The organism is Reichenbachiella sp. (assembly GCF_039969095.1).
Classification (GTDB): Bacteria; Bacteroidota; Bacteroidia; order Cytophagales; family Cyclobacteriaceae; genus Reichenbachiella.
In genome coordinates this window covers 414,158-438,706 of the sequence record NZ_JBDVOL010000010.1, presented here as the reverse complement: position 1 = coordinate 438,706, position 24,549 = coordinate 414,158, and the positions used below count along the sequence as shown (strand labels likewise).

The 24,549-nt window shown below is 38.1% G+C and carries 22 protein-coding genes; 9 read left to right on the top strand and 13 right to left on the bottom strand.

The genetic code is table 11. The features are described 5' to 3' along the window. Position 1 precedes the first annotated feature (1 nt). The 4 genes from ABJH98_RS05130 to ABJH98_RS05115 all read left to right on the top strand — a co-directional run bounded on the left by ABJH98_RS05130 (position 2) and on the right by ABJH98_RS05115 (position 3,523). Positions 2-682, top strand: coding sequence for a hypothetical protein (locus tag ABJH98_RS05130; protein ID WP_348306557.1), 681 nt, complete (start codon positions 2-4; stop codon positions 680-682). Beyond that, positions 679-972 (top strand): hypothetical protein, encoded by a 294-nt coding sequence (locus ABJH98_RS05125; protein WP_348306556.1) that lies wholly within the window; start codon positions 679-681, stop codon positions 970-972. Before ABJH98_RS05130 ends, ABJH98_RS05125 begins: the two co-directional genes overlap by 4 nt. Before the next feature lie 193 nt (positions 973-1,165). Beyond that, on the top strand, positions 1,166-1,984 hold the full coding sequence (locus ABJH98_RS05120) for a DUF6503 family protein (protein WP_348306555.1): 819 nt from the start codon (positions 1,166-1,168) through the stop codon (positions 1,982-1,984). Positions 1,985-2,170: 186 nt separating this feature from the next. Then, on the top strand, positions 2,171-3,523 hold the full coding sequence (locus ABJH98_RS05115; RefSeq protein WP_348306554.1) for an amidohydrolase family protein: 1,353 nt from the start codon (positions 2,171-2,173) through the stop codon (positions 3,521-3,523). On the opposite strand, the gene ABJH98_RS05110 is transcribed toward ABJH98_RS05115, so the two are convergent. Then, positions 3,520-5,526: a tetratricopeptide repeat-containing sensor histidine kinase gene (locus tag ABJH98_RS05110; protein ID WP_348306553.1), complete on the bottom strand. Its 2,007-nt coding sequence runs from the start codon at positions 5,524-5,526 to the stop codon at positions 3,520-3,522. The genes ABJH98_RS05115 and ABJH98_RS05110 overlap by 4 nt on opposite strands. A 285-nt stretch (positions 5,527-5,811) precedes the next feature. Here ABJH98_RS05110 and ABJH98_RS05105 point away from each other — a divergent pair, with 285 nt between their 5' ends. Next, positions 5,812-6,189, top strand: a complete 378-nt coding sequence (locus tag ABJH98_RS05105) for a DUF2200 domain-containing protein (protein WP_348306552.1) — start codon at positions 5,812-5,814, stop codon at positions 6,187-6,189. 559 nt (positions 6,190-6,748) lie between these two features. On the opposite strand, the gene ABJH98_RS05100 is transcribed toward ABJH98_RS05105, so the two are convergent. The 6 genes from ABJH98_RS05100 to ABJH98_RS05075 form a co-directional block, all read right to left on the bottom strand. Next, positions 6,749-7,318 (bottom strand): hypothetical protein, encoded by a 570-nt coding sequence (locus tag ABJH98_RS05100; protein ID WP_348306551.1) that lies wholly within the window; start codon positions 7,316-7,318, stop codon positions 6,749-6,751. Continuing rightward, positions 7,311-8,126 (bottom strand): N-acetylmuramic acid 6-phosphate etherase, encoded by an 816-nt coding sequence (gene murQ / locus ABJH98_RS05095; RefSeq protein WP_348306550.1) that lies wholly within the window; start codon positions 8,124-8,126, stop codon positions 7,311-7,313. The genes ABJH98_RS05100 and murQ overlap by 8 nt, the downstream gene beginning before the upstream one ends. Positions 8,127-8,186: 60 nt before the next feature. Next, the gene (locus ABJH98_RS05090) at positions 8,187-9,029 is read right to left on the bottom strand and encodes an N-acetylglucosamine kinase (RefSeq protein WP_348306549.1); all 843 of its coding nucleotides are present in this window, start codon (positions 9,027-9,029) and stop codon (positions 8,187-8,189) included. A 97-nt stretch (positions 9,030-9,126) separates the two neighbouring features. Next, entirely contained in the window at positions 9,127-9,363 is a 237-nt protein-coding gene (locus ABJH98_RS05085; protein WP_348306548.1) for a cytochrome b5 domain-containing protein, read from the bottom strand. Continuing rightward, the gene (locus ABJH98_RS05080; protein ID WP_348306547.1) at positions 9,363-11,750 is read right to left on the bottom strand and encodes an endonuclease MutS2; all 2,388 of its coding nucleotides are present in this window, start codon (positions 11,748-11,750) and stop codon (positions 9,363-9,365) included. The genes ABJH98_RS05085 and ABJH98_RS05080 overlap by 1 nt, the downstream gene beginning before the upstream one ends. Position 11,751: 1 nt before the next feature. Then, positions 11,752-12,369: a DUF4296 domain-containing protein gene (locus ABJH98_RS05075; RefSeq protein WP_348306546.1), complete on the bottom strand. Its 618-nt coding sequence runs from the start codon at positions 12,367-12,369 to the stop codon at positions 11,752-11,754. A gap of 53 nt (positions 12,370-12,422) precedes the next feature. Here ABJH98_RS05075 and ABJH98_RS05070 point away from each other — a divergent pair, with 53 nt between their 5' ends. Genes ABJH98_RS05070 through ABJH98_RS05060 form a run of 3 tightly spaced genes read left to right on the top strand, consistent with a single transcriptional unit; the run spans position 12,423 to position 15,232 of the window. Next, the gene (locus tag ABJH98_RS05070; RefSeq protein ID WP_348306545.1) at positions 12,423-13,301 is read left to right on the top strand and encodes a DUF58 domain-containing protein; all 879 of its coding nucleotides are present in this window, start codon (positions 12,423-12,425) and stop codon (positions 13,299-13,301) included. Beyond that, positions 13,294-14,187 carry a hypothetical protein gene (locus tag ABJH98_RS05065; protein ID WP_348306544.1) on the top strand — a complete coding sequence of 298 codons (894 nt, stop codon included), beginning with the start codon at positions 13,294-13,296 and terminating at the stop codon, positions 14,185-14,187. Before ABJH98_RS05070 ends, ABJH98_RS05065 begins: the two co-directional genes overlap by 8 nt. After that, entirely contained in the window at positions 14,180-15,232 is a 1,053-nt protein-coding gene (locus ABJH98_RS05060; RefSeq protein ID WP_348306543.1) for a VWA domain-containing protein, read from the top strand. Before ABJH98_RS05065 ends, ABJH98_RS05060 begins: the two co-directional genes overlap by 8 nt. Before the next feature lie 13 nt (positions 15,233-15,245). Here the strand turns inward: ABJH98_RS05060 and ABJH98_RS05055 are convergent, their stop codons facing one another. The 4 genes from ABJH98_RS05055 to murB all read right to left on the bottom strand — a co-directional run bounded on the left by ABJH98_RS05055 (position 15,246) and on the right by murB (position 20,113). Beyond that, a complete protein-coding gene (locus ABJH98_RS05055) occupies positions 15,246-17,213 on the bottom strand; it encodes a tetratricopeptide repeat-containing sensor histidine kinase (protein WP_348306542.1) in 1,968 nt (655 codons plus the stop codon). A gap of 119 nt (positions 17,214-17,332) precedes the next feature. Continuing rightward, complete coding sequence (locus tag ABJH98_RS05050) at positions 17,333-18,469, bottom strand: MBL fold metallo-hydrolase (protein WP_348306541.1); 1,137 nt, start codon at positions 18,467-18,469, stop codon at positions 17,333-17,335. A 1-nt stretch (position 18,470) separates the two neighbouring features. Next, positions 18,471-19,031, bottom strand: a complete 561-nt coding sequence (locus ABJH98_RS05045; protein ID WP_348306540.1) for a TetR/AcrR family transcriptional regulator — start codon at positions 19,029-19,031, stop codon at positions 18,471-18,473. Between the two features lie 62 nt (positions 19,032-19,093). Next, complete coding sequence (gene murB, locus ABJH98_RS05040; protein WP_348306539.1) at positions 19,094-20,113, bottom strand: UDP-N-acetylmuramate dehydrogenase; 1,020 nt, start codon at positions 20,111-20,113, stop codon at positions 19,094-19,096. A gap of 240 nt (positions 20,114-20,353) precedes the next feature. Between murB and gyrB the strand changes: the two genes are divergently transcribed. Further along, positions 20,354-22,324 carry a DNA topoisomerase (ATP-hydrolyzing) subunit B gene (gene gyrB, locus ABJH98_RS05035; protein ID WP_348306538.1) on the top strand — a complete coding sequence of 657 codons (1,971 nt, stop codon included), beginning with the start codon at positions 20,354-20,356 and terminating at the stop codon, positions 22,322-22,324. Between the two features lie 29 nt (positions 22,325-22,353). Here the strand turns inward: gyrB and ABJH98_RS05030 are convergent, their stop codons facing one another. Then, entirely contained in the window at positions 22,354-22,740 is a 387-nt protein-coding gene (locus ABJH98_RS05030; RefSeq protein WP_348306537.1) for a DUF423 domain-containing protein, read from the bottom strand. Beyond that, positions 22,733-23,968: a pyridoxal-dependent decarboxylase gene (locus ABJH98_RS05025; protein ID WP_348306536.1), complete on the bottom strand. Its 1,236-nt coding sequence runs from the start codon at positions 23,966-23,968 to the stop codon at positions 22,733-22,735. The genes ABJH98_RS05030 and ABJH98_RS05025 overlap by 8 nt, the downstream gene beginning before the upstream one ends. Between the last annotated feature and the right edge of the window lie 581 nt (positions 23,969-24,549).

The window sequence follows — 24,549 nt, the reverse complement described above, 5'->3', positions numbered from 1 at the left end:
TATGCAAAAGAGTATAACAGCCGTAATTGAAAAATACATCTCTGAAATCACTTCAGATGAATTCCATAGATATAAGTCATGGGACAATTGCTATAAAGCATTCAGTACCTCTAACTCTACAGATACCAAGACTCTGGAACTAGCTTTTTATCTAGCCAGTTGGGGTATGTATCGTGGTTCAAGTGGATTACTTCAAAAGAATCATTTGATACATCAGGGAGCGGTTGACATCATACTTTCCAGCCAAAAATTGAGATGCAGCAAGAATAGGGAAATCTCAAAGGCAAACATTGAGGCAGTCCTCGAACTGAAATCAAAACTGGCAAAGCATTACAAAAGCATCTCCTTCACCAAAGGTTCAGGCGAATCCAAGCCCATTTCACCAACTGATACGCTACTGAGTAAAATCATGCTAGGCACATTGGGTTGTGTTCCGGCATACGATAGATACTTCATTGATGGATTGAAGGAAATGAAAATGAAGCATAAAAGTTTTAATCAAGATTCATTAAATCAGCTGTACAATTTTATTGAGGATAACAAAACCGAAATCATAGATGCTCAAAAGCTAATAAAGGATAAGACAAAGAGCCACTATCCGGTCATGAAAATACTGGATATGTATTTTTGGCAAATTGGATATGATAAAGAGGTAGCGGAGAAAATCAGAAAAGGGAAATGATGGAAGGTATAGGTATTAATTGCCAACCCAAGCAACCATACACATTGCCAAGTCGCTCAAAAACCAACCACACATGCCAAAACTTGTCAAAGAGTATGTCTGCCGAACGCACGGTGGTAAACCGAAACGGCCTGCGAGAAAAAGAAAATAGCACAGGCATACAACAAGGGCTAAGAAAACATAGGGGTTCGGTGGTATTCGGAAGTTCAGAGCTTTTCGATAGTCCGCCAATCCAAAATTTTGATAATGAAAAAAGTAAAGTAAATTATAAAAATATTTGGCTTGGCTAATGAGCAAACCGAAAGGGCAGCATTTCAAACTCCCCTACGTTTCTTAGCCAGGCGTTAGAATTCTCCTCTGAGACTCACTTGTAGTAAATGACCAAACTATCCTTCTGCAAAATATTTTTTTATTGACAGAATATCTGGAACTTATCTGGATCAATATGGTTTGTAACTATTCAACTAAGCATAAAATTATACAATGAAATACACCATTTACATTTTCCTCCTTTTTGCAAGTACTTTGTTTTCTTGTCAACAAAACAAACCATCAAACACTGATGAAGAAACATCTGAGCAATTTCAAAACAAAGGACATGAATTGATTTATAATATGGTCCAGAAAGCTGGTAGCTATCAAGACCTGTTGAATAAGAAAGATGTGGTGTATACCTACACGTATCAAACACCCGATGGCAAAACTGATGTTTCTACAGAGCAATACATTTTTGATGGCGAGTTATCCAAAGGCACCTACCTCAAGCACGAAAGAACTTTGGCTCAATTGGATGGCTCATTTACCCAAGGATTCAATGGAACAGACTTTTGGTTTAAGCACAATGGCGAATATTTGGATAATGAAGATTATCTAAAAAGAACTCAATTCAATAGAAAAACCAACTTCTACTGGTTTGCCATGTTCCAAAAGCTGCTTGATCCAGGTTTGAACTACGAACACCTTGGCGAAAAAACAATGGAAGACAAAAATTACGACATCGTAAAAGTCACTTTTGAATCTCCCGATGGCAAGCCAACGGATATTTATCAAGTTTATATCAACCAGGAAACGGCACTTATAGATCAGTTTCTATTTACAGTGGTAGATTTCAATATGGTGGAGACCCCATTGCTCATGCAGGTAAAATATGAATCAATAGATGGCCTCATGATACCCAGCAAACGACAATACAAAAAATCCACTTGGGAGGCAGAAGTGAGTGACGACCCGTGGATCAACGTCTCTTGGACTGATATAAAATTCAAAAACGGGCTTTCGAGTATTGAATTCGATAAAAACTAAGAACAGTCTATTTCGGTAATGAAAGTATCTCAGGTATAAGTAGGGTTAAAGTGACAGGCCCTTCTACTACCTGAGAATCACACTTAAACAAATGAAATGTCCCTCTGATTAATTAAATTCGTAATAGTAGGATGAAGACTTGCGCATGCACGCATTCAACTTTCTACCCAACAAAAACCTATTGCGATGAATAAATTATCCCCCTACTTCTTGGTTTTATGCTTGTTTCTAGGCTGTTCAGATAAAGAAACAATCGTTTATGATCTGATCATAACCAATGTAAACCTGATCGATGGAACCGGATCGGATCTTCAACAAGGCGTGAATATTTATGTCAAGGATTCTAAAATTTCTAAGATTGATAGTGTCAAGGTCGGTCAAGCAGGTCAGATTATAGACGGCACTGGAAAATACGTGATTCCAGGGTTATTTGATTGTCATGTTCACACAGAATATAAAGTAGACTTCCCTAAGTTTACCCATTTTGGGGTTACTTCTATATTTGTGACGGGAGGCGGGTCGTGTACAAATGAATACTTCGCTGAGATGAGAGCTCTTGGAAATCAAGATTCCATTCCAGCACCTAGAGTTTTTCATACCAGTCAGCACTTTACCATGGAAGGCCGTCACCCGGTCAAGACCTATGGTTCATCCAGATGGGTAGAAGGCAAAACGGTCTATTTTCTGCGTGACACCCTCCAGATCGAAAACCTAGTCAAAGAAGTGGCTTCACAGCCCATTTTGGGTATAAAGCTCACTGTAGAAGATGGCCCTCACCCACCCATGGTAGAACGCATGCCTCAGGCCTATATCAACAAAGTACAAGTTGAAGCCGACAAGAACGGAATCGAAGTTTATGCGCACGTAAGTGACAACATAGAGCTAGAAATGGTGCTAAATGCGAATATCAAAAACCTAGTTCATTTCACAGGAGTTGAGCTGGATTTTGAACACGATTCTAGCCTCCTATCCAAAATATATGCGAACAACATCAACTGGGTAACGACCTTGATGTTGGACAAAAGCTTTCAGTATCCTCTAAATCCGGAGTGGACACAAACCGCGGCCGTCAACGGTGTTTTCGACTCTACAGACTATAGCGGTATGGACCATCCTGGTTATCTATTCAGAGCCCATGATTACATTAATTATATGAAGGACTATTTGGGTATCGATAACCTGACCCTACAGCAATCAGTGGAATTTCAGGTAGAAGACATTTTAACGCTGAGCGCCAATGGCGTAAACATGGTTTTAGGTACAGACACAGGGAATGCCTTTATTTTGCCCGGTTATGCGCTTCATGAGGAAATGCAACTGCTTGAACTAGGCGGTATGACTCCACTAGAGATCATCAAAATGGGAACATTAAATGCAGCTAAAATGATGAAAGCTGACAAAGAATTGGGTTCTATAGAAGTGGGTAAATTGGCCGATATGGTAGTGCTTGAAAAGAACCCTTTGACATCTATCAGCAACAGCTTGTCAATAGAAACTGTCATTAAGAATGGAGCAATACAAACAAGAATTGTAAACTAACTCTTCTCCAAAAGCGTAAAATGGCATGTACTCCCCTCTCCTTTTTCACTTTCCATCCAAATAGTTCCATCGTGCATTTCTATAAAATCCTTGCAAAGTTTTAATCCTAAACCAGACCCTTGTTCTTCGTGAGTTCCAATAGAAGAGTTATAAGATTGGTTGTCAAACAGATGTTCTAGCTGGTCAGATTCCATTCCTACTCCTTGGTCCAAAACCGATATTTGCACTCCATTTTCTATTGTCTTTGCACTGATTAATATTTTGCCATTTTCTCGAGAAAATTTGATTGCGTTTGTTAATAAATTCCGAATAACCGTGGAAATAAGTGTCTGGTCAAATTTAATATTCAAATCCTCTTTGACCTCATTCTCTATCTCAATTTGTTTCGCTTTTGCTGTTTCCTGAAGCAGCAAGATATTGTCAACAATAACGGCATGAATAGGATGATTTTCTAAATCAAGGACAATGCCTTGTCTCTGACTTTTTGCCCATATCAATAAATTCTCAAGGATATTGAATACCAGCGCACTTTGAGAACCCAGTTTCTCTAGCACCTTGATGATTTCTTTCTGATCAAATTGTGAAGGGTTAGACACGATCAACTCTAGAAACGATTTGATATTTCCTACAGGAGCTTTAAGGTCATGCGAAATAATGGCAAAAATATCATCTTTGGATTTATTGATCGCTTTCAACTCCCGGTTGGCTGCTCTCTTTTCTTTCAGGTTACGATATAGGACTAACCCAAATATCAATACTAATACAAAACCAGCAATCCAAACATTCCTTATAATTACACCTCTGTGAATGGCAGCTTGCTGAATGGAATCTTTTTCTTTCTGTGCTAAAAGCAATGCTTGCTTTTCCTTGTCAAACTCATATTGATATTCCAATCCAGCGATTTTAGTCACACTTTTTTCATTGAACAAACTGTCGCTTATGGTTTTAAATCCAACATGATATTGATATGCTTTTTCATACTGCCCTTGGCCCTCATATATTTTCGACATCAGTTCATAAATCAATCGCCGTCTTTCAGCAATATTCACTTTGCCAGCAAGCGCTACAGCTTCTTCCCCATACTTACTCGCCTGGCTTAGCTGACCCATTCTAAAATACACTTCTGCCAGCCCTATCAAATTATCGCATTGCGTAGAAAGTAGCCCCTGTGCTTCACATTGCTCCATTGAATCCATGTAAAAGTTTAGCGCTTTTTTATAGTCTGATTGCATGGTATATATTTTTCCCATGCTAGTCAAACCACTTGGGATCATAGTGATAAGATTCAATTCACGTAGGAGCTCCATGGATTGAGACAAATAATCCAATGCTTTTTCATCATTTTCGATTGTGAGATAGGCGTCTGCGATATTGTAAGTACACACGGCCAACTTAAACTTATCCTTCAGTTCTTCAAAAATGGGCAAGGCTCGCAGATAGTATTTGAGCGCCTGATTATAATTGTGCTGAATCAAATGCATCGAGCCTATATTTGTCAAAATATTGGCGATCTCTTCTTGCAACTCTAGACTCTCTAGAATCTCCAAAGAGAGATGAGAATACTCCAAAGATTGAGGATATTTATTCATGAAAAAATAGCAAGTACCTAAGCTACGATACACCTTACCTATTCCTCTTTGGTTATCCACTGACTGATATCGAACCAGTGCATCATTTAATAATACCAGGGCTGTGTCCTTATCAGACTCGGATCTTCTCATATAGTATTCGGCAATCATTCTCAAGCTTTCTGCTTGACCATTGGTATAATCCAAAGAATCAGCAATTTCAAGCGCATTTTTGCTATATACATAAGTTTTTTCAAGATCGTACCTATTGGATTTTAGCGAGATTTCTAAGAGTAAGTCGACTTTTTCTATGTTTTGAATATTGGAAGTGGATAACTTTTGCTCGAGGCTATCCAACTCTGGAGTTTGGGAATGAGAATTAAAAAACGGAATAATAATTAAGAAGGCAATACTCAAATGCTTCAATAATCTCATGCTGGCATACGAATGGTACTAATTCAATATAGTAATTTTTTTTCTCTATTCAATTGAACAGATGGCTTTGCTTCTAATTACTACAAACTTCGGTTTGCATAGTGCGCTTTAATCTTCCCTATTAGTGGAATAAACTCCCTTCAAGTTGAATGCCCAACGAATTTTTCGAATGAGAAATTTACGAGCCAATCTATAGGATTAGTTAAGAAACAAACTGCAAACTTTAGTAACTTTAAAATAGCCACAATTAATATAGTGGCGTTGCTTCACTACAAAATCACAAAAATGAAGGTTACAGCTGAAAAAAATGAGAAAGTTGCCAATATGATCTTTGCATCTATTTATCCTTTGTATTGGGATAGATTGGAGAAAAATGGTAGAACAAAAGAAGAATTCCATCAAGTAATAGAGTGGTTAACTGGATTTGATGAAGATCAACTACAAACACTTATTGCTGAGAAAGTAACATTTAGAACGTTTTTTGAAAAAGCAAAAATTCATCCCAATGCACACCTAATTAAAGGAGTGGTTTGTGGATATCGAATTGAAGAAATAGACGAAGAATTTGAATTGTATAAGCAATGTAGACAAATGGATAAGCTAATAGATGAATTGGCAAAAGGTCGTAAAATGGAGAAGATCTTGCGAGAAGAAAAGAAATAAGACCGGCAATTACATGGTGCATGAGGCGAGCGACCTATAGGAAAATTTCTTTTTAATTGTGGTGCTGACTTAAATTCAGAATGTATGAGCAATTTTTTAAGAAAAAAGCGAAATAGCCTTCTCCAGATGGGTAAAACACGCAAATATTTTTCATACGTTTTTGGTGAAACTCTGCTGGTAATTGTTGGGATTTTGATGCACTTCAGATTGATTCCTGGAACTCAGATAAAGTAGATAGAAAATTAGAACAAGGATATTTAGCTCGGATTCATTCCGAAATTGATTTGCAAATTGAGGAGCTTGAATTACAACACTCCATAAGCTCACAATTTAAACCGTATTGTGATTCCCTATTGAAGGACATTGGAAAGACTCCTAATGTATTGACTGTCCCATATTTGGCTGCAAGACTATCTCCTTTACTAAATAACTTTAGTATTAAAACGTTTAAATCGCAATAAGTGATGGAAAAGCAGTATCTAATAGCTTAACTAGTTTCCGTAATTCTCAGTGATTGTCTATGTTTCACAAATAATAAGTACGTGCCGTATATGGGACGTCAAATCCCCAGTCGTCTAACTACCAATTCATCCACTCTTTGGCAAAGTGTCAATGGCTTTAGTGTACGCCAGTTGGTGATTTCTAATGGCCCACCAAAATTAATGTAGCCGTCTACATTGTAGTTGTTCATTTCTTCTATGACAAAATCACGAAAGCCCATGCCTACAATCCAGCCATCCTCTACATCTTCGAGCCATTCTTCATAGTAGCTGTCATCTGAGCCGTGAAAATTTAAGACATTTTCACCTATCAGAATGTATTTGTTGATCCCTTCGAGCTGGATTTCGTCTACCAAATTTCTTTTGAGAAACATGACGTCGTTGTGCACCGCATCATTCCACTCACCTATGAATTCGAGCACGGCATAGCCATGATCATAGTCCACGTATAACATCTTCACATACAAAGTCTCTGAACCTATAAAATCCCATCCTGGATCGATGTAATAGCCATAAATAGTATCAGAATACAAATCATAGTTGTACTCTTTGCCATGAAATGGCGACAATGTATCACTCGCTGAGTCATAGTATTTCAACCAACCGCTATAAGGTTCGATGTTATGCATCTTCGTTGTTGTGGTGATCTATCGCTCTTCGTACAGAGCCTTGCGAAGCGACCAAAGTCTCGGCCTTTTCCCTGTTCACTCCCGTTTCCTCCATAACCATTCGGACGGCACGGTCTACCAGCTTTTCATTACTCAGCTGCATATCCACCATTTTGTTGCCCTGCACATGTCCTAGTTGAATCATGACCGCTGTGGAGATCATGTTCAGCACCAATTTCTGCGCGGTTCCTGCCTTCATGCGCGTACTGCCCGTTACGAATTCTGGGCCTACCACCACTTCGATGGGGAACTGTGCAGTCTCAGCTAGTTGACTGCTTGCATTGCAGGTGATACATCCGGTAACCAGCCCTTCTTCATTTGCTTTAGCTAAACCGCCAATCACGTAAGGCGTTCGTCCAGAAGCGGCAATTCCTATTAAAACATCTTGACTTGAGATGTTAAACTCCTTCAGATCTTTCCAAGCTTGATCCGGATCATCTTCTGCATGCTCTACTGATTTCCGAATGGCACCATCCCCACCCGCAATCACGCCAACTACATGACCGTGAGGCAATCCATAAGTGGGTGGGATTTCAGAGGCATCTACTACACCGAGTCTCCCACTGGTGCCTGCTCCGATATAAAACAATCGACCACCAGCTGACATTTTATTCACTACCTGAACAACCAAGGCTTCAATGTTGGGAATCACTTTTTCTACCGCTTGGGGTACCGTTTGATCTTCTTTGTTGATGTTAGTCAACAACTCGGAGACCGACATGTGCTGTAGATCGTTATAATTCGATGGGGATTCCGTGGTACTGCTCATGCTTCAAAATTGAAGGATTCGTACGTGAATGGGAAGGAATTTGACTTTATTCTTTTGAGTCTATTTCTTCGGCTGATGATACTGCGTCAAACCATCTATGGGGCCAACAACAATATCTTTGATATTGATACCTAAGTCTGCTCCTACTTTACGAAGAATATCTTCATAATAAAAAGCCACTGAACCAGTAAAATGCACGGGTACATTTTGATAATTCGTGTACTTCATCACATTGAGTTCGAGAAACTTTTTAAAAGCGTCATAAACCATCTGATAGATCATTTTATCCTTTAAGAACTTATGGATGAATTTTGAAAAACTAGATAAGTATAAAATAGGCATGTGGTGATGGTAGATATTGTTCAAAATATCCGGTGCTTCCAAGCCAAACTCTTCATCAAATTGATTTCTGATCTCTTGGGGTAATTCTTTCTTGAAATAATGCTTGAGAAATTGTTTACCTAAATAATTGCCACTACCCTCATCTCCCAAAATATAACCTAGAGATCGTACATTTTCGATGATACCAATGCCGTCGTACAAACAAGAATTAGAGCCAGTACCGAGAATACAAGCAATGCCATATTCGATTCCACAGAGCGAACGTGCAGCGGCCAACATATCATGATTGATTTCAATCTTGGCCTTAGGAAACAATTGCATGAAACAATCTCGAATGGTCTGTTTGTTTCTGGCAGACGAACAGCCAGCTCCATAGAAATACACTTCTGTGAATGGTGTCTCAATGTACTCTATCAACCCCATTCGCATCACTTCCAAAATGCCTGAGGCATCCAAATAATAGGGATTGATTCCGCCAGAACGAGCATGGAAAACATTCTGTTTAGAATCAATGATTCTCCATTCTGTCTTAGTAGAGCCGCTTTCTGCTATTAGAATCATACTTTTCCTGATCTTGAGGCACCTTTCTCTCTAATGCCAGATTCGAAAATAACAAATAATTGAAGATTCGCTGAGTAAGTGGTCAATTATTGAATATTTATTCAACCAATCGCCCAATTACTTCAAATTTTTCAAAAACTTTAGCGGTATGCGGGGCGTCCACTAGTTCAGGAGTGAGATCTTGTCCTGCCCAGTGTTCGTAGTGCTTGCCATCCCTCCAAAGTCGGGACTTGGATACGTCATAGATGTTGCCTTCGAATGCCACCCAGATTTCATCTCGGTCCTGACCGTTTCGTAGGGCGAGTTGTTGACGAGTGTAATTGGGCAGACTCATTAGTTGTCTAGTGTGACTACGGTAATACCTGCTCCACCGTGTTCTACGTGTTCGTCTTTTGCACTGGTGACTTTTGGGTTTTCGCGAAGCACGTTACGGACGAGTTCTCGCAATATCCCGTGTCCTTTACCATGCAAAATCTTCACTTCTATTTGTCCCAACATCAGCGCATCGTCGATATAATATTCCACTTTTCCAATGGCCTCTTCGGCCCTCACTCCTCGGATATCCAGTGTGGTGCTAAATCCAGCCATTTTATCATTCAGATTGATGCCTGTCATTTGTTTCACCCGCTGATCTGTCGACTTTTTGAACTCCTTCGAAGAGATCTTAGTAATATCGTTAAGTTTGACTCTTGATTTCAACCCTCCGAGCAGCAATTCAACTTGCTTTCCTTTGATGCTTTCTACTTCGCCCACTGCGCCCGATTTCAGCTGTACTTTATCTCCCACTTCAATAGGACTGGTATCAACCGTTTTTTGAGTCACTTTTTCGGTTTTGGGTTTTACCACCTTATCCGCATGATCTTTCAATGCTTCTCTTGCTTGTGCCGTTCGCTTTTGATCAGCTTTAGATTCTTTGATAGCTTTAATCGTCGCTTCAATTTTCTTATTTGACGACTGAATGACTCTTGCGGCTTCTTCTTTTGCCTCTTTGATGACTTTTGTTTTTTCCTTTTCCAGGTATTTTTTTAAATCATCGTAATCTTTAATGGCTTCTGTAAGTCTAGCATTTTTAGCATCTAAAGATTTCTTTTCTTTGGCTATTTGATTCTTCTCAGATTCCAATTCACTTAGCAATCGATCGAATTGCACATGAGAGATTCCTGCTTTCTTTTTTGCACGATTGAGCATTTCAGGATTCAAACCAATTTTGCCAGCAATCTCCAATGCGAAAGAACTACCCGGTTTACCGATTTCAAGTTCATACATCGGTTCGAGTTTTTTGACATCGAATTTCATTGCGGCATTTACAATGCCCTTCTCTTTATCGGCCACTTTTTTGAGATTGCCATAATGTGTGGTGATGGCTCCGAAGGCTTGTGCCTTGTTCAGCTCCAGCAATACAACCTCCGCAATAGCTCCACCAAACTGTGGCTCTGTGCCTGTCCCAAATTCATCTATAAGAAATAGTGTATTTCTAGACGATTGCTCTAGAAAGTGCTTCATGTTCGTCAGATGCGAACTGTAAGTACTCAAGTCATTTTCGATAGACTGCTCATCACCAATATCAATGAAAATAGAAGAAAAAGTGCCAAACTCTGAGCTTTCTGAAACTGAAACGGGTAGACCACACTGGGCCATATATTGCAGCAATCCGATGGTTTTGATACAGACTGATTTACCGCCAGCATTCGGACCTGAAATCAGCATGATTCTTTTGTCTCTAGAAAGAGAAAGGTTCAACGGTATGATTTTCTTGTTCTGATCTTTTAGTGCTGCTTCCAATATCGGATGGCGTGCTTGCTGCCAATTGATCTTTTGTGACTTAGAAAGCTCTGGACAAGTACAATTGAAATCAATCCCAAATCGTGCTTTGGCACGTATAAAATCCATAACACCCAGCACCTTAATGGCTTTTCGGACTTCAGGCAAATTCTCACGGAGCTGATCCGTAAGCACAGTCAAAATCTTAACTATTTCTCGTCGTTCAGCATACTTCAATTCCCGAATTTCATTGTTAATCTCAAGTGCTTCTGCAGGCTCCAAAAAGACCGTTTGACCTGTCGCAGATTCATCATGAACAAAGCCTTTGATGTGACGCTTATGTTCGGCGAGCACTGGTATCACCATTCTACCTTCTCTGATGGTCAATGCTGCTGATTCGGGGCAATAGCCGTTCTTATTGGCTTCTTTTAGTATTTTATTTACGGAAGTTCTTGCTCTAACCTGACTTTTGGAAATACTACTACGAATAGACATCAATTCTTGACTCGCGTCATCCCTCAGCTGTCCCTTTTCATCTATCTTCCTATCCAACGAAAGGTATAGCGCATCATCCAATACTATGTGTGATACTCGGCTTACCAACACCGGATAGTCTTCTTTGTGCTGCTCAAAAAAATCCAGCATTTTCAACAAGGTATCCAACACCAATTTGACGTCAAAAAAATCTTCTTCATCCAAAAAGCTCCCTGGGACTTCCGACCTTTTGAGTGCGGGGGAAATATCGGTATAGTTGGATTGAGGAAATGAGGAGCCACTCGTTAAAATATGAGTGAATTCTCGGGTTTGATCCATCCAATCATTGATCTTGGAGGTATTTGTGATCAGAGATAGTTTATCTACAAAATCTTCTCCCAATGTACTCAAACATCGATCTTTGACTAACTGTCGGACTTTGTCAAAACCTAATTTGACTTCTATATCTTTAGGGTAATAATTCAATTTATTTGAGAGAGTCTTTTCTATTCTTCTTTATTTCAATAGTTTCTTTTCTGAATCGCAATGAATCTTTGGATAAAGATCTGACTCTTTTTTCTGGAAGTGAAATGCTTTCAATTTCGGCATCTGGTCTTTTTTGACTGGCTTCAATCTCCTCCTTTTTTATATTCCTTTTAATTGTAGACTTTGATCCACCCTCCTGTTCTGAATTAACTACATCCTGAGACTTATTTTTTTTCACCTCACTATTGACAATTGCACTATCCAGTTCTACCAGCTCAGATTTTTTTTGATAACCTCTTTTTTGAATCACATTTAGACTGTCCACTACTATGCTATAAATGTGATCAAGCTTTTTAGAATTGGTTAGATAATATTGGTAACTATCTTCATAGAGACTCTTTGTGACTCCATATTTATCAAATATTTCCTTTTCCAATGTATTATATACAGTATAGGAAGAGTCATTATTTATCCTCAGCTTATCCACTCTGGCTTCGAGTATATGAATATCTATCAACAGTTCCACCATCTGTGATGATGGAATCAGCTTCTTCTGTTCAACCGAAGTAGTACAGCTAAATCCTACGATAACATTTATTAACAAAAAATATTTTTTCACAAACCCAAATTATTAAGTAATGGCTTAATTTTAGCGCCTCAAAAGTACAATGAATGAAGGACATCCTCAAGAAGCTTAGAAAATACGAAATCAGAATCAGGAAGGCCATCAACTCCCAGATGCAAGGTGATTTTCATTCTATTTTCAAAGGATCAGGATTAGAATTTGACGATGTTCGTTCCTACCAATATGGTGATGATGTACGAACCATTGATTGGAATGTTTCGGCAAAAGGTCATGGCACTTTTGTTAAAACCTTCAAAGAAGAAAAGGAGCAAAATGTATTTTTCATTTTGGATGTAAGTGCTTCTCAAAACATAGGGAAAGAAGGTCAGCAAAAAATAGACATCGGAAAGGAAATTTGCGCTTTGCTTTCTATATCAGCCATCAAAGAAAATAGTCAGGTAGGGCTAATTTGCTTCTCTGACCAAAAAGAAAAATATGTCAAACCTGGGAAAGGCTTAAAACATTCTTTCAATATCATTTCGAATGTTTTCGATTTAAAACCTAAATCAAAGCAAACTGATTTGGCCAAGGGGATTCATTTTACTCTAAATCTTCTCAAACGAAAAAGTGTTGTTATACTGATTTCTGATTTTGTAGATGAAAATTACGAGCATAATCTCAAGGCGCTGGCTCGAGCCCACGACCTCGTTGCTATTCAGATTTCTGACAAAAGAGAGACTTCTTTTCCAAACTTGGGGATTATCCCATTGCAAGATCAAGAAAGTGGTAGAACCGTTTGGAAAAACACTTCATCTGGAACCTTCAGAAAACTATTGAATCAAACTTATGGAGAGCGACAAAATGAACTTGAAAAATTCTGCCTAAGAAATCAAGCAAACTATACCAATATCCGTACCGATGAGGACTATGTACCTAAACTCATCAGATTGTTTAAAGTCAGAAATAAAATGAGAAAAAGTGGGTAAAAGCATTTCTTTCGGCATACTAATAAGCTTTATATTTTCGATTGCATCTGCCCAGGAAATTTCCCCATACGGGAAATTCCTTAAGGATAGCATTATGGTTGGAGAAGAAGTGCAATATTCACTTTCTGTAAAGTATCCGTTGGACTGGTATGTGGTATTCCCAGACTCCACCAACAATTTTGGTCCATTTGAATATTATAACAAAACATTTTTTCCTACCAGAACGGACAGTACACATGCATTTGACAGTGCAGTATATACATTCTCCTCCTTCGAAGTAGACTTGGTACAACGGCTTCAAGCCCCTATCTATTTACTAAATGGAAAAGATAGTACTACCATACTTGCTAATCCTGATTCTGTCTTTTTGAAAGAATTAGTTACTGTGATGCCAGATTCCCTACAATTCATAGAAAATGTAGACTATCAAGAAGTGCATTATGCGTTCAATTATCCTTACCTGATGATAGGATTGGGTGTGTTTCTAGTATTATTGATTGGTAATTACTTCATTTTTGGAAATACAATCCGTAGAAAGATCAAGTTGTACCGCATGCGCAAGGCATACGAAAAGTTTTCTCTTGAATTTGAAAGAGGTATCATCAAAATCAAACAAAGCGAGACGAATGCTCAGTTGATTGAGGAAATACTAGTGACTTGGAAAAAATACATGGAAAAAATCGAAGATCGACCATTCACAAAATATACTTCAAAAGAAATACTGAGGGTTGGATTCGAAAAAGAACTAAAAACCGTACTGCAAACCATCGATAGGTCCATCTATGGAGCGATTGGTGATGAAGAAATGCACAAGAATTTTGAAGCTTTGGAAGACTTCACTTTAGAACGATATCAAACCAAAATTAAGGAGGTGAAGCATGGGTGAGCAACAAGGAAATATGGCTGATTGGTTTTCGTGGAATTGGTTCAAACCTGCGACCTTTTCTAATTTTCAATGGGAAAATCCTATTCTCTTTTATGCCTTTGTACTGATTCCATTGTTCGTTTTGGTCTGGTGGGTTTGGAGTCTGAGCAAAAAGAAGAATTTGGCTATTGCCTTGATCAAAAAAGATATTAAGTGGAGTCCATCTTCCCTACTCAGACATATTCCGAGTTTTATTTTTTTAATTTTTGTTTCGTTGATCATCGTCGCATTGGCCAGACCACAAAAGACCAATGAAAAAGTAGAACAATGGACAGAAGGAATTGACATCATGCTGGTGATAGATATTTCAGAATCCATGCAAATTGAAGATTTCAAACCCAACCGATTGGAAGCAGCTAAGGACGTGGCAAGAAAATTCATCGCTGGAAGGTTTCAGGACAGAATTGGATTGGTCGTATTTTCAGGAGAAGCCTACTCTCGTTCTCCTTTAACTTCAGATTATGATTTGTTAGGCGAGTATATCGACGGTATTTCATTTGATTTGATCGAAAAAGGTGGTACTGCTATCGGCAGCTCGCTTGCAGTAGCAACCAATAGAATGAGAGAGTCCGATTCTAAATCAAAGGTTATGATCTTGCTTAGTGATGGAGATAATACCGCAGGAAATATAGACCCAATCACAGCTGCAGAATTAGCCAGCGCCTATGACATCAAAATCTATACAATCGCCATTGGCAAAGAAGGTAAAGTACCTTTCGGCAAGGACTTTTTCGGTCGTACTCGATATGTAGAGAATACGCTAGACGAAACTACACTGCGCAAAATTGCAGAAATTGGTCATGGTGAATTTTATCGTGTGTCGGATAATAAGGCTTTGGAAAGTGTTTTTAAATTAATTGATAAATACGAGAAAGCAGAGATCAAAGAAAATCGCTTTCGAGATACTACGGACTTCTATCCTATTTATCTGAAATGGGCCATTGTTTTCTTTTTACTCTGGATGATGCTGAAATCGACTTTTGTCAGCAATGTATTACAAGATTGATCTTCATTTGATTTTAATGAACAGCTGCAGGAAGAAAAACTGAAAATTTTGTGCCCACATTAGGCTTGCTTTTGATTTTGATGTAACCATGAGATTTTTTCACAAATTCCTTAACCAAATTCAACCCTAAGCCATTTCCTTTTTCGTTTGCCGTACCTCTTGTAGTCTCAACTTCTCTTTTTGATACTAATGACAAAGACTTTTCTTTGGTCATCCCAATCCCTTCGTCTTTACATTTCAATTCGATCATTGCTTTGCCCGATTTTTTTTCTTTAGACTCATTGGCATTCAATTCGATAAATCCACCTGTATCAGAAAATTTGATGGCATTTGAAATTATATTTCTAACAATTGACATCAATGCCTTTCGATCAGCATAAACCTCCAGATAGGGCGGGACTTTATCTTCTATCACTACTTTTTTGAAATCTATTTGATAGTGGAATAGTTCTAAGCAATCTTTGACCACTTCGCCGATTAATACGTTTTCTGGGTTAAAATGTAATCCACTTTGTTGAGCCACAGACCAGGCGATTAAATCATCTGTTAGTTGCTCTACTGAATACGCACAATTGCTTAACTCAGAAAGTAGTCGAGTTTGTTCTTTTTTATCCTTAAAAAAATTTTCATTCAACATGTGGACAAGCATTTGAAGATTGCCCAGTGGCGATTTGATATCATGAGCTACAAAACCAAAGAGTCTGTTTTTAGCCTGATTGGCATAATCTAAGAGCACCTTATTCTTATATAATTTGACGAATAGATAGATTACCACGGCTAAAAAAAGAAACATAATCCCACCTATCACATATTGTAATTGGATGATAGATTGTTGTGATTCCAGTTCCTTCTCTTTTATTTCATTTTCCTGTTGAAGAAAAAGGTTTTCTTGTTCTTGTTTTTCAAATTCATATTGCCCCATGATTTGCATGAGTTGATCATTCTGATTAGATGTATTTAATGAATCTTTGGCACTAGCATATATTCTATGCATACTATATGCATCCTTGAATTTACCTTCGAGTGCATAGCATTCAGCTTTTAAAGCCAACACTGTTGGCTTTTCTCTGGATTCCCCCGTCAGTTCTATAAGATCAAGACTTTCATCGAAATGGTTGTGAGCACGGGAAAATTGCTCCAGTCTCATATAACTTTCACCTCCGCAATAATTGACAAAAATAAGTCCTGAATTAAAGTTATGTCTTCTTAGTATTTCTTCGGATATTGAAAGGTATTCCAAAGCATTTTTGTAATCTGAGAGTCTCAAATAGGCCTCTCCAATATTTGCATATGTAATACCAGCATCCAATTCATTTCCAATTTTTAGATTAATTGATAATGACTTGAGATAAAACTTAATAGCATCTGAATATTGACCCTTAAATGACTTAACAACTCCTTTATATTCATAAGAACTTGCCATACCTATGGAGTCTTTTCCAGCTATGGCGATCGTCAGAGTTTCTTCATATATATTACTTGCTTTTTTGAGCTCGCCTGTACTCACATAAATTCCAGCTAAGATATTTGATGCACTAACCAAATCCGATGTATCCTCCAAGGATCTAAAAAGATCAATACTTTCAAGAATGTTTTGAATAGAATTTACATTATCCCCATACCTCCACAAGATATGAGATTGACCCATGAGTGCTTGAGCTTTTTCATTGAATTCCCCATACTGCTGAGCATATCTCAGAACTAATTGATAACTTCTATTGGCCTTATTGAAATATCCCTGCTTGTAATATATATCACCAATTTGATTATGAATGGAAAGGAAAGTATTGAGCGTACTGTCTCCCTGCTGGAAAGACAAAGCCTTAGTGTACAAATCAATAGCACAATCATAATTCAGTTTCTTAGCACATGAATCCGCTTGTTCGAGATAATCGGACTGGGATAGAATAATCACGCTCCCAGAACTGGGATTAGCAAACAATACACAAAATACAATCAACAGCAGGCTGCTCAATCTCATAGCTAGGGTAAATAATTTATAGTCTAAAAATTACTCAAAAAAAGTGTAAAATTTGACTATCCAATCGGCTTACCCTTATATTTTTTTGGGCTCAATTGATCTGAAGAATTATTTCACACCTATTTATAATATTTCCACCAATGAGCATTTTTAGTTTCAGTAGGAATAATCAATACATCTCCAACTATTGGCGTGTGTGTTGGTAAATTATTGTTGGAAGCTGCTTTTACAAACCGCTGAATGGGATCCTTCCAAAGATGCAATCCTAAATTAAACTTACCCCAGTGAATTGGCATAGCAATCTTTGCATTTACATCTATTGCGGCTTGAACAGATTGTTCCGGCATCATGTGAATATCAGGCCAATTTTCTTTGTTATAAGCTCCGCACTCTATTAAAGCCAAATCAAACTCACCGAATTTATCTCCAATTTCTTTGAAGCCTGGAAAATAACCAGAATCTCCACTAAAATACACTTTCTGAGATTGGCCTTCTATCACCCAAGAACCCCATAAAGTGGTGAATTTATCCGTCAACCCTCTTCCTGAAAAATGTCGAGTAGGAGCAAAAGTCAGTTTAATATTATCATCAAGGTTAGACTCATCCCACCAATCAAATGTCTTAATATTTTCAGCAGGCACCCCCCAGCTTTCCAAATGGGAAGCCACGCCTAATGGAACATAGAACAATTTGACTCTGTCTTTTAATTGTGAAATCGTAGAATAGTCCAAATGATCATAATGATCGTGTGATATGATCACTAAGTCCACTTCTGGCAACTGATCTACATTCATGTGATGACTGTAATCAAATTTTTTTGGCCCCATAAATGAAAACATAGATGCACGTTCCCCAAAAACGGGGTCAGCCAAAATAGTCTTTCCATCCATTTTGACCATCATAGAAGAATGTCCAAACCAACTCAACATGATTTCGTCTTCGTTTCGAGTTTCCCATTTTTGGGTGTCAAAAGCGAAGGTTTCAATTTTTTCTTCAGGTTCCCTTCCTTTAGTATTGGTCGCAAATTTGTACATCATTTCAATGTATTTGGAGATTGGAAATTCTGTATCAGTTGGTACGGAATTATAAAATTTTCCATCCCTATGCTGAGGAGAAACTTTCACTTCATCCAAGCGCTTTCCAGTCGGAGATTCTCCAATTTGAGGAGCAGTCTTAAAGAATACTACCACTAATATTACGATGGCTAAAACAGCCAATACAATAGTTAATAAGGTCATTTTTAATATTTTAAACATTTCAATTATTTTTTATCCCATTCCACAACACATCAAAAGAAGCACGAATCAACTCGTCATGCGATCCAAGATCTTGCGTAGTTAGGTACTGAATGATGGCACTGAATTGACTGGTAAACACTGTAATTAAAAATTCGAAAGGTTGATCAATAATGATTTTCTCCTGAATGGCTCTATTCATGACCATTTCTACAAATCGATGCTCCTCTTGAAGTTCTTGCACTGTGATTTGAGAGATGTAAGGCGAGTTTTTAAACTGCATTAAAAATTTAAACTTATCAGGGTTTTTCACTCCCCAATTCACCACATCTACCCAAAAAGCATTTAACTGATCTTGAAACGAAAGAGAATTATCAGCAAAAACCTGATGAAAGACCATCATTTCTCTTTTGATTTCTTTATAAATGGAATTAACCAATTCGTCCTTCGACTTAAAATACAAAAACAAGGTACCTGTACCTACCCCAGCCTCTTTTGTAATTTTAGTTGTAGAGGTATTCTGAAAGCCAAGTGAACAAAATAGATGAATGGCCGACCGAATAATTTTTTCTTTCTTTGACATACTGAGTGATTACTCAGTCACTATACGGAGCGATGATTGTAAGGTTCAAAAATTATTATAAATCAAATGATATTTACTTCAGCAGAAATTTCAATTTTGAATTTCTCCATCACAGAAGCCTTGACTCGACTTGACAAATTGGCAATTTCATCACCCGTAGCTTGTCCGTAATTGACCAACACAAGTGCCTGATTCTTGTGCACCCCAATTTCTCCTTCCTTACAGCCTTTCCATCCGCACTGTTCGATCAACCAGCCAGCAGGCACCTTTACTCTTCCATCTGGTTGCGCGTAACTTGGCAAATCTGGATAGCTTTTTTTCAATTCAACGAAGTGGTCTACATCAATCACAGGATTCTTAAAAAAACTACCCGCATTTCCAATATCCTTTGGATCTGGCAACTTGGATTGTCGGATTTTAATGACTGCATCACTTACTTGTTTGATTGTGGGGATACCAATGCCTTCCGAATTTAGCACCTCTGATATGGCACCATAATTTGTATTAACTACATGCTTTTTAGCTAATTTCAACTGCACTGAAGTAATAAAGTACTTTCCTTTTAATTCATTTTTAAAGACACTTTCTCTATATCCAAACTTACAATCCGAATTAGAAAAATCTTTTTCTTCCAATGACTCCAAATCGATAGCCTCTAGTGACTCAAAAATATCCTTAATTTCCACACCATAAGCTCCTATATTTTGCATGGGTGCTGCCCCTACTGTACCAGGTATCAATGATAAATTTTCAACTCCTCCCCATCCTCGATCTATACAATGCAGCACCATGTCATGCCATACCTCACCTGCACCAACCTTAATCCAAACAAAATCATCATCTTCGGCTATTTTTTTGATTCCTTTGAGTTTATTCAAAATGACAAAAGGATAAGAGGGTAGAGTGAGCAAAACATTAGAACCCCCTCCTAAAATAAACGGGGTTAAATTCAACTCCCTCCCTAGCCTAATTGCTTCTTTAATTTCCTGATTATTAGATACTTCAACCAATTGGCTAGCAACTGAATCTATTCCAAAAGTGTTGAATTTTTTTAGTGATGTCTGCTTTAAAATGTGGGGCATGAATGATTGCTAAGCCAGAAAAAAATATTTCACTCGCGTAATTTACCTAACCAAAAAATTTATCTCACAAATTCTCTTAAAAATGTTCCAAATACAACGGTTTGGGGAGGTAATTTTTTGTATTTTTGGCAGATTTTATTCGGGTAATTTGTGTCCCCATTTCGGGGATTGACTCGGCTACAAAAAAGTAGCTTTTTTTATTCTCATAAATTCCTGAAAAAAGATTAATAAACACGTGAAATGAGCGAAGAAAAGAAGAAAACGAGCGGAGCACAAAAAGGCGACTACTCAGCCAGTAATATCACCGTACTTGAGGGATTAGAAGCAGTAAGAAAACGACCAGCCATGTACATTGGCGATGTTGGATTCAAAGGGCTTCACCACATGGTCTGGGAAGTAGTAGACAATTCCATTGATGAAGCTTTAGCTGGCCACTGTGATACCATTACAGTTACCATCAACGAAGACAATTCGATCTCTGTATCAGATAATGGTCGTGGTATTCCAACGGACATGCATGAGAAAGAGAAACGATCTGCGTTGGAGGTTGTCATGACTGTTCTTCACGCTGGTGGAAAATTTGACAAAGACACATACAAAGTTTCAGGTGGACTTCATGGTGTAGGCGTATCTTGTGTAAACGCCTTGTCTTCGATGCTCGAAGTAAACGTTCATAGAGGCGGCAAAATATTTAAACAAGAATATTCAAAGGGTATTCCAAAGTATTCTGTAAAAGAAACTGGTAAAACAGATATCACAGGTACTTTCGTTCATTTCTTACCAGATACCGAAATTTTTACTGTTAGTGAATACAAATACGAAACAGTTGCTTCAAGATTAAGAGAACTTTCGTTCTTGAATGCTGGAATCACAATTCAGCTTACCGACAAAAGAGAAAAAGACGAAGAAGGAAACTTCATTGGAGAAGAATTCTTTTCTGAGGGCGGTTTGATAGAGTTTGTTAATTACCTGGACGGCTCTCGTGAAAAATTAATTCCTGAGCCTGTATATATGGAAGGGGAAAAAGGAGACATTCCTGTCCAGGTTGCGCTTACATACAACACTTCATACACGGAGAATGTAGTTTCTTATGTGAACAATATCAACACCATAGAAGGTGGTACTCATGTAGCTGGGTTTAGAAGAGCTTTGACTCGAACTTTGAAATCTTACGCCGACAAATCTGGCTTGCTCGAAAAAGCGAAAGTGGAAATCGTTGGGGATGACTTTAGAGAAGGACTGACGGCTATCATTTCTGTGAAAGTACAAGAGCCACAATTTGAGGGACAGACCAAAACAAAACTGGGCAATTCTGACGCCATGGGTGCTGTTGATACTAGTGTAAGTGAAATATTAAACAATTACTTAGAGGAGAACCCAAAAGAAGCTCGAGCCATAGTACAAAAGGTGATTCTGGCTGCGCAAGCCAGACAAGCGGCTCGAAAAGCTCGGGAGATGGTTCAGCGTAAAAACGTGATGTCTGGATCTGGATTACCAGGAAAACTAGCTGATTGCTCTTCTAGAGATGCTGCTGAATGTGAGCTTTATTTGGTTGAGGGAGATTCTGCTGGAGGATCAGCAAAACAAGGTCGTGACAGAAAGTTCCAAGCAATTCTACCACTAAGAGGAAAAATCCTCAATGTAGAAAAAGCACAAGAGCACAGAATCTACGAAAACGAAGAAATCAAAAATATGATCACTGCACTTGGAGTGAAATTCGGTACCGAAGAAGACCCAAAGGCATTGAACATGGAGAAATTGAGATATCACAAAATTATCATCATGACGGATGCTGATATCGACGGAAGTCACATTCGTACTTTGATTTTGACTTTCTTTTTCAGGTATATGAGAGATTTGATTGACAATGGCTATTTATACATTGCTCTTCCTCCTCTTTATTTATTGAAAAAAGGAAAGCAAGAACGTTATGCCTGGTCGGAAGATGATAGAGAAAGAGTGACCAAGGAATTGGCTGGTGATGGCAAAGAAGAATCTGTAGGACTACAACGATATAAAGGTCTTGGTGAAATGAACCCCGAACAGCTTTGGACTACTACCATGAATCCAGAACATAGAAGTTTGAAACAAGTAACTATTGAATCTGCTGCCGAAGCGGATCACTTGTTCTCAGTATTGATGGGTGATGAAGTGGCACCTCGAAGAGAGTTTATAGAAAAGAATGCTAAATATGCGAATGTGGATGTATAATCTGCTTATGCATCTTAAAAGAGTCAGGGCTAAAGCTCTGACTCTTTTTGTTTATAGACACCAATCAGCAGTGAGACCCAACCTCCAATCAGAAATATTCCCCCTATCGGCGTAATTGCGCCTAACCAACCTATATTAGTCAAGCTCAAAATATAGAGTGAGCCACTGAATATGAAAACACCAATTGAAAAACAATAAACAGCCTTTTTCATCCATTGGCCTTGCAAATTTCCGGCAAGTATCCCAGCTATCAACAAAGCAAATGCGTGATAAAACTGGTACTTGACAGCAGTTTCAAAAACTTCCACCCTTTCATTTGCAATCAGAATATCTTTCAATCCATGAGCTCCGAATGCACCTATCATCACAGATAACATTCCTAATCCCGCTCCCAAAAGCAACGCATTTCTATTCATTTTCTAAAGATTTGTCCAAGTCTAAAAGGAAGCGATCAAGAACACCTTCCGTCACATGATCCATCACTACAATTTTCCACCAAGAAGGTGACTCATGATCATCAGGAACTAAAAAGTATTTATCAGCCAATTCATGATCTATTCGATCGGGTTTGAGCGTGATAATATTCATTTTTGGATGTCTGAAAAATTGTATACCCCGCTTCTTGAGTTGTTCACAAAGCCAGTCTGTTCTATCCAAGAGTTCTTGAATTTTGGAAGTCCATCCTTTCGAACCATAAGCTCTCAAAATCATCCAAATAGCAACTGCATTGGCACCAGAACGACTCCCAACCAACGTATAATCCTTCCCTTTTACGTAGTTAGCCTCTTTAGTCATTGCATATTTAATAAAGCCCTTTCTGATTAAAGCTATTCCAGTGCCATAAGGAGACAATAGCATCTTGTGCGCATCAAGAGAAAATGAAAATACATCTTCATTCTTAAAGGAATACAAGGGGTCTCGCGCCGAAAATGGGTAAATAAATCCTCCATAAGCCCCATCCACATGGATCTTAAAATTCAACTCCAAAGATTCAAATAATGCAATGCTCGCTGCCATATCATCTACGGAACCAAACATGGTAGTAGACATATTCATGACAACAATAAAATATTTAATCCCTTCTTTTTTTGCTTCGATCAGCTTCTTCTCTAAACCATCCAGGTCTATTTGCCGATTTTCACCGTGAACTTCTGCAGTTATGGATTTTATATTCAATAGGTTGACACCCTTCGGCATAGAATAATGTGCATCCTGTGAATACACCATTGCGATTTCTTCATGATCCGCATGATGCTCTTCAATGAAGTAATTTCTCATCACCCAAAACGCTTGAATATTAGCCTCTGTTCCACCTGACGCCACATATCCATCTACAGAATCTGGAGAAGCATCAAAAATTTGAGTAGCGCACAATTCGATAAGCTCTCGTTCCAACTCTTGTGTACCACCAAAAACAGGCTCCGAATCCCCTAAGGTGTGACATCCAATATGATTTGGATTTGCAACCATCGTACTCATAAATGGTGCTTCGCTAAGAAATGGTGCATCAGAATAAAAAACCTTTGGATCTAAGTAAGAAGCGGGTAAACCTATGGGTGGAGAATCTCGGTAATTCAAATTTTTTCCTAAGGCATTAAAGACTACATCTCTAATTTTTTGTCTGCTATACTTTTCCCAATACATAATTTTTCGTTCAAGTTGGGCAAAACTAATCATGAACTCATTGTATCGGAATGATCCATATCATAAAAACTAAAAACTCAGAAAATAATCCCAGCCCAAGCCGATATCAAAGAATAACCTAATAAGATGAATGAAAATCCAACCCATTTTCATCAGATTTAAAGTTGTGTTTTACTCAATTCGCAAAATATAATTTTGTTTTAAAAATTAACTTGAATTTGTCGGGAAAAAGACACTATTATTTTTCAATATTTAATGCCGAATTGATTCGCAATCCATCTCTTTTCAGCAATAATATTTTGCCTATTTCAAAACTCATAATATTTAATTGGCAAATCGAACAGCACGATCAAAAACAGCCTAAAAATGTAAAAATAAGGGTAAATAAAATAGTAGGGGGATTATTTCCATCGACTGTTTTGGGTGTGTTAAAGGTTAAATTCTCGATTTGTTGATACATAGAAGATGTATCTGACAATAGCCACGCGAGCTTATAAGTGTCGCAGTCTTACAAAGAAAGAATCCAAACATTTAACATCCAATTTGCTAGTTTTTCTATTGCTAACATTTGAGAAAATCTA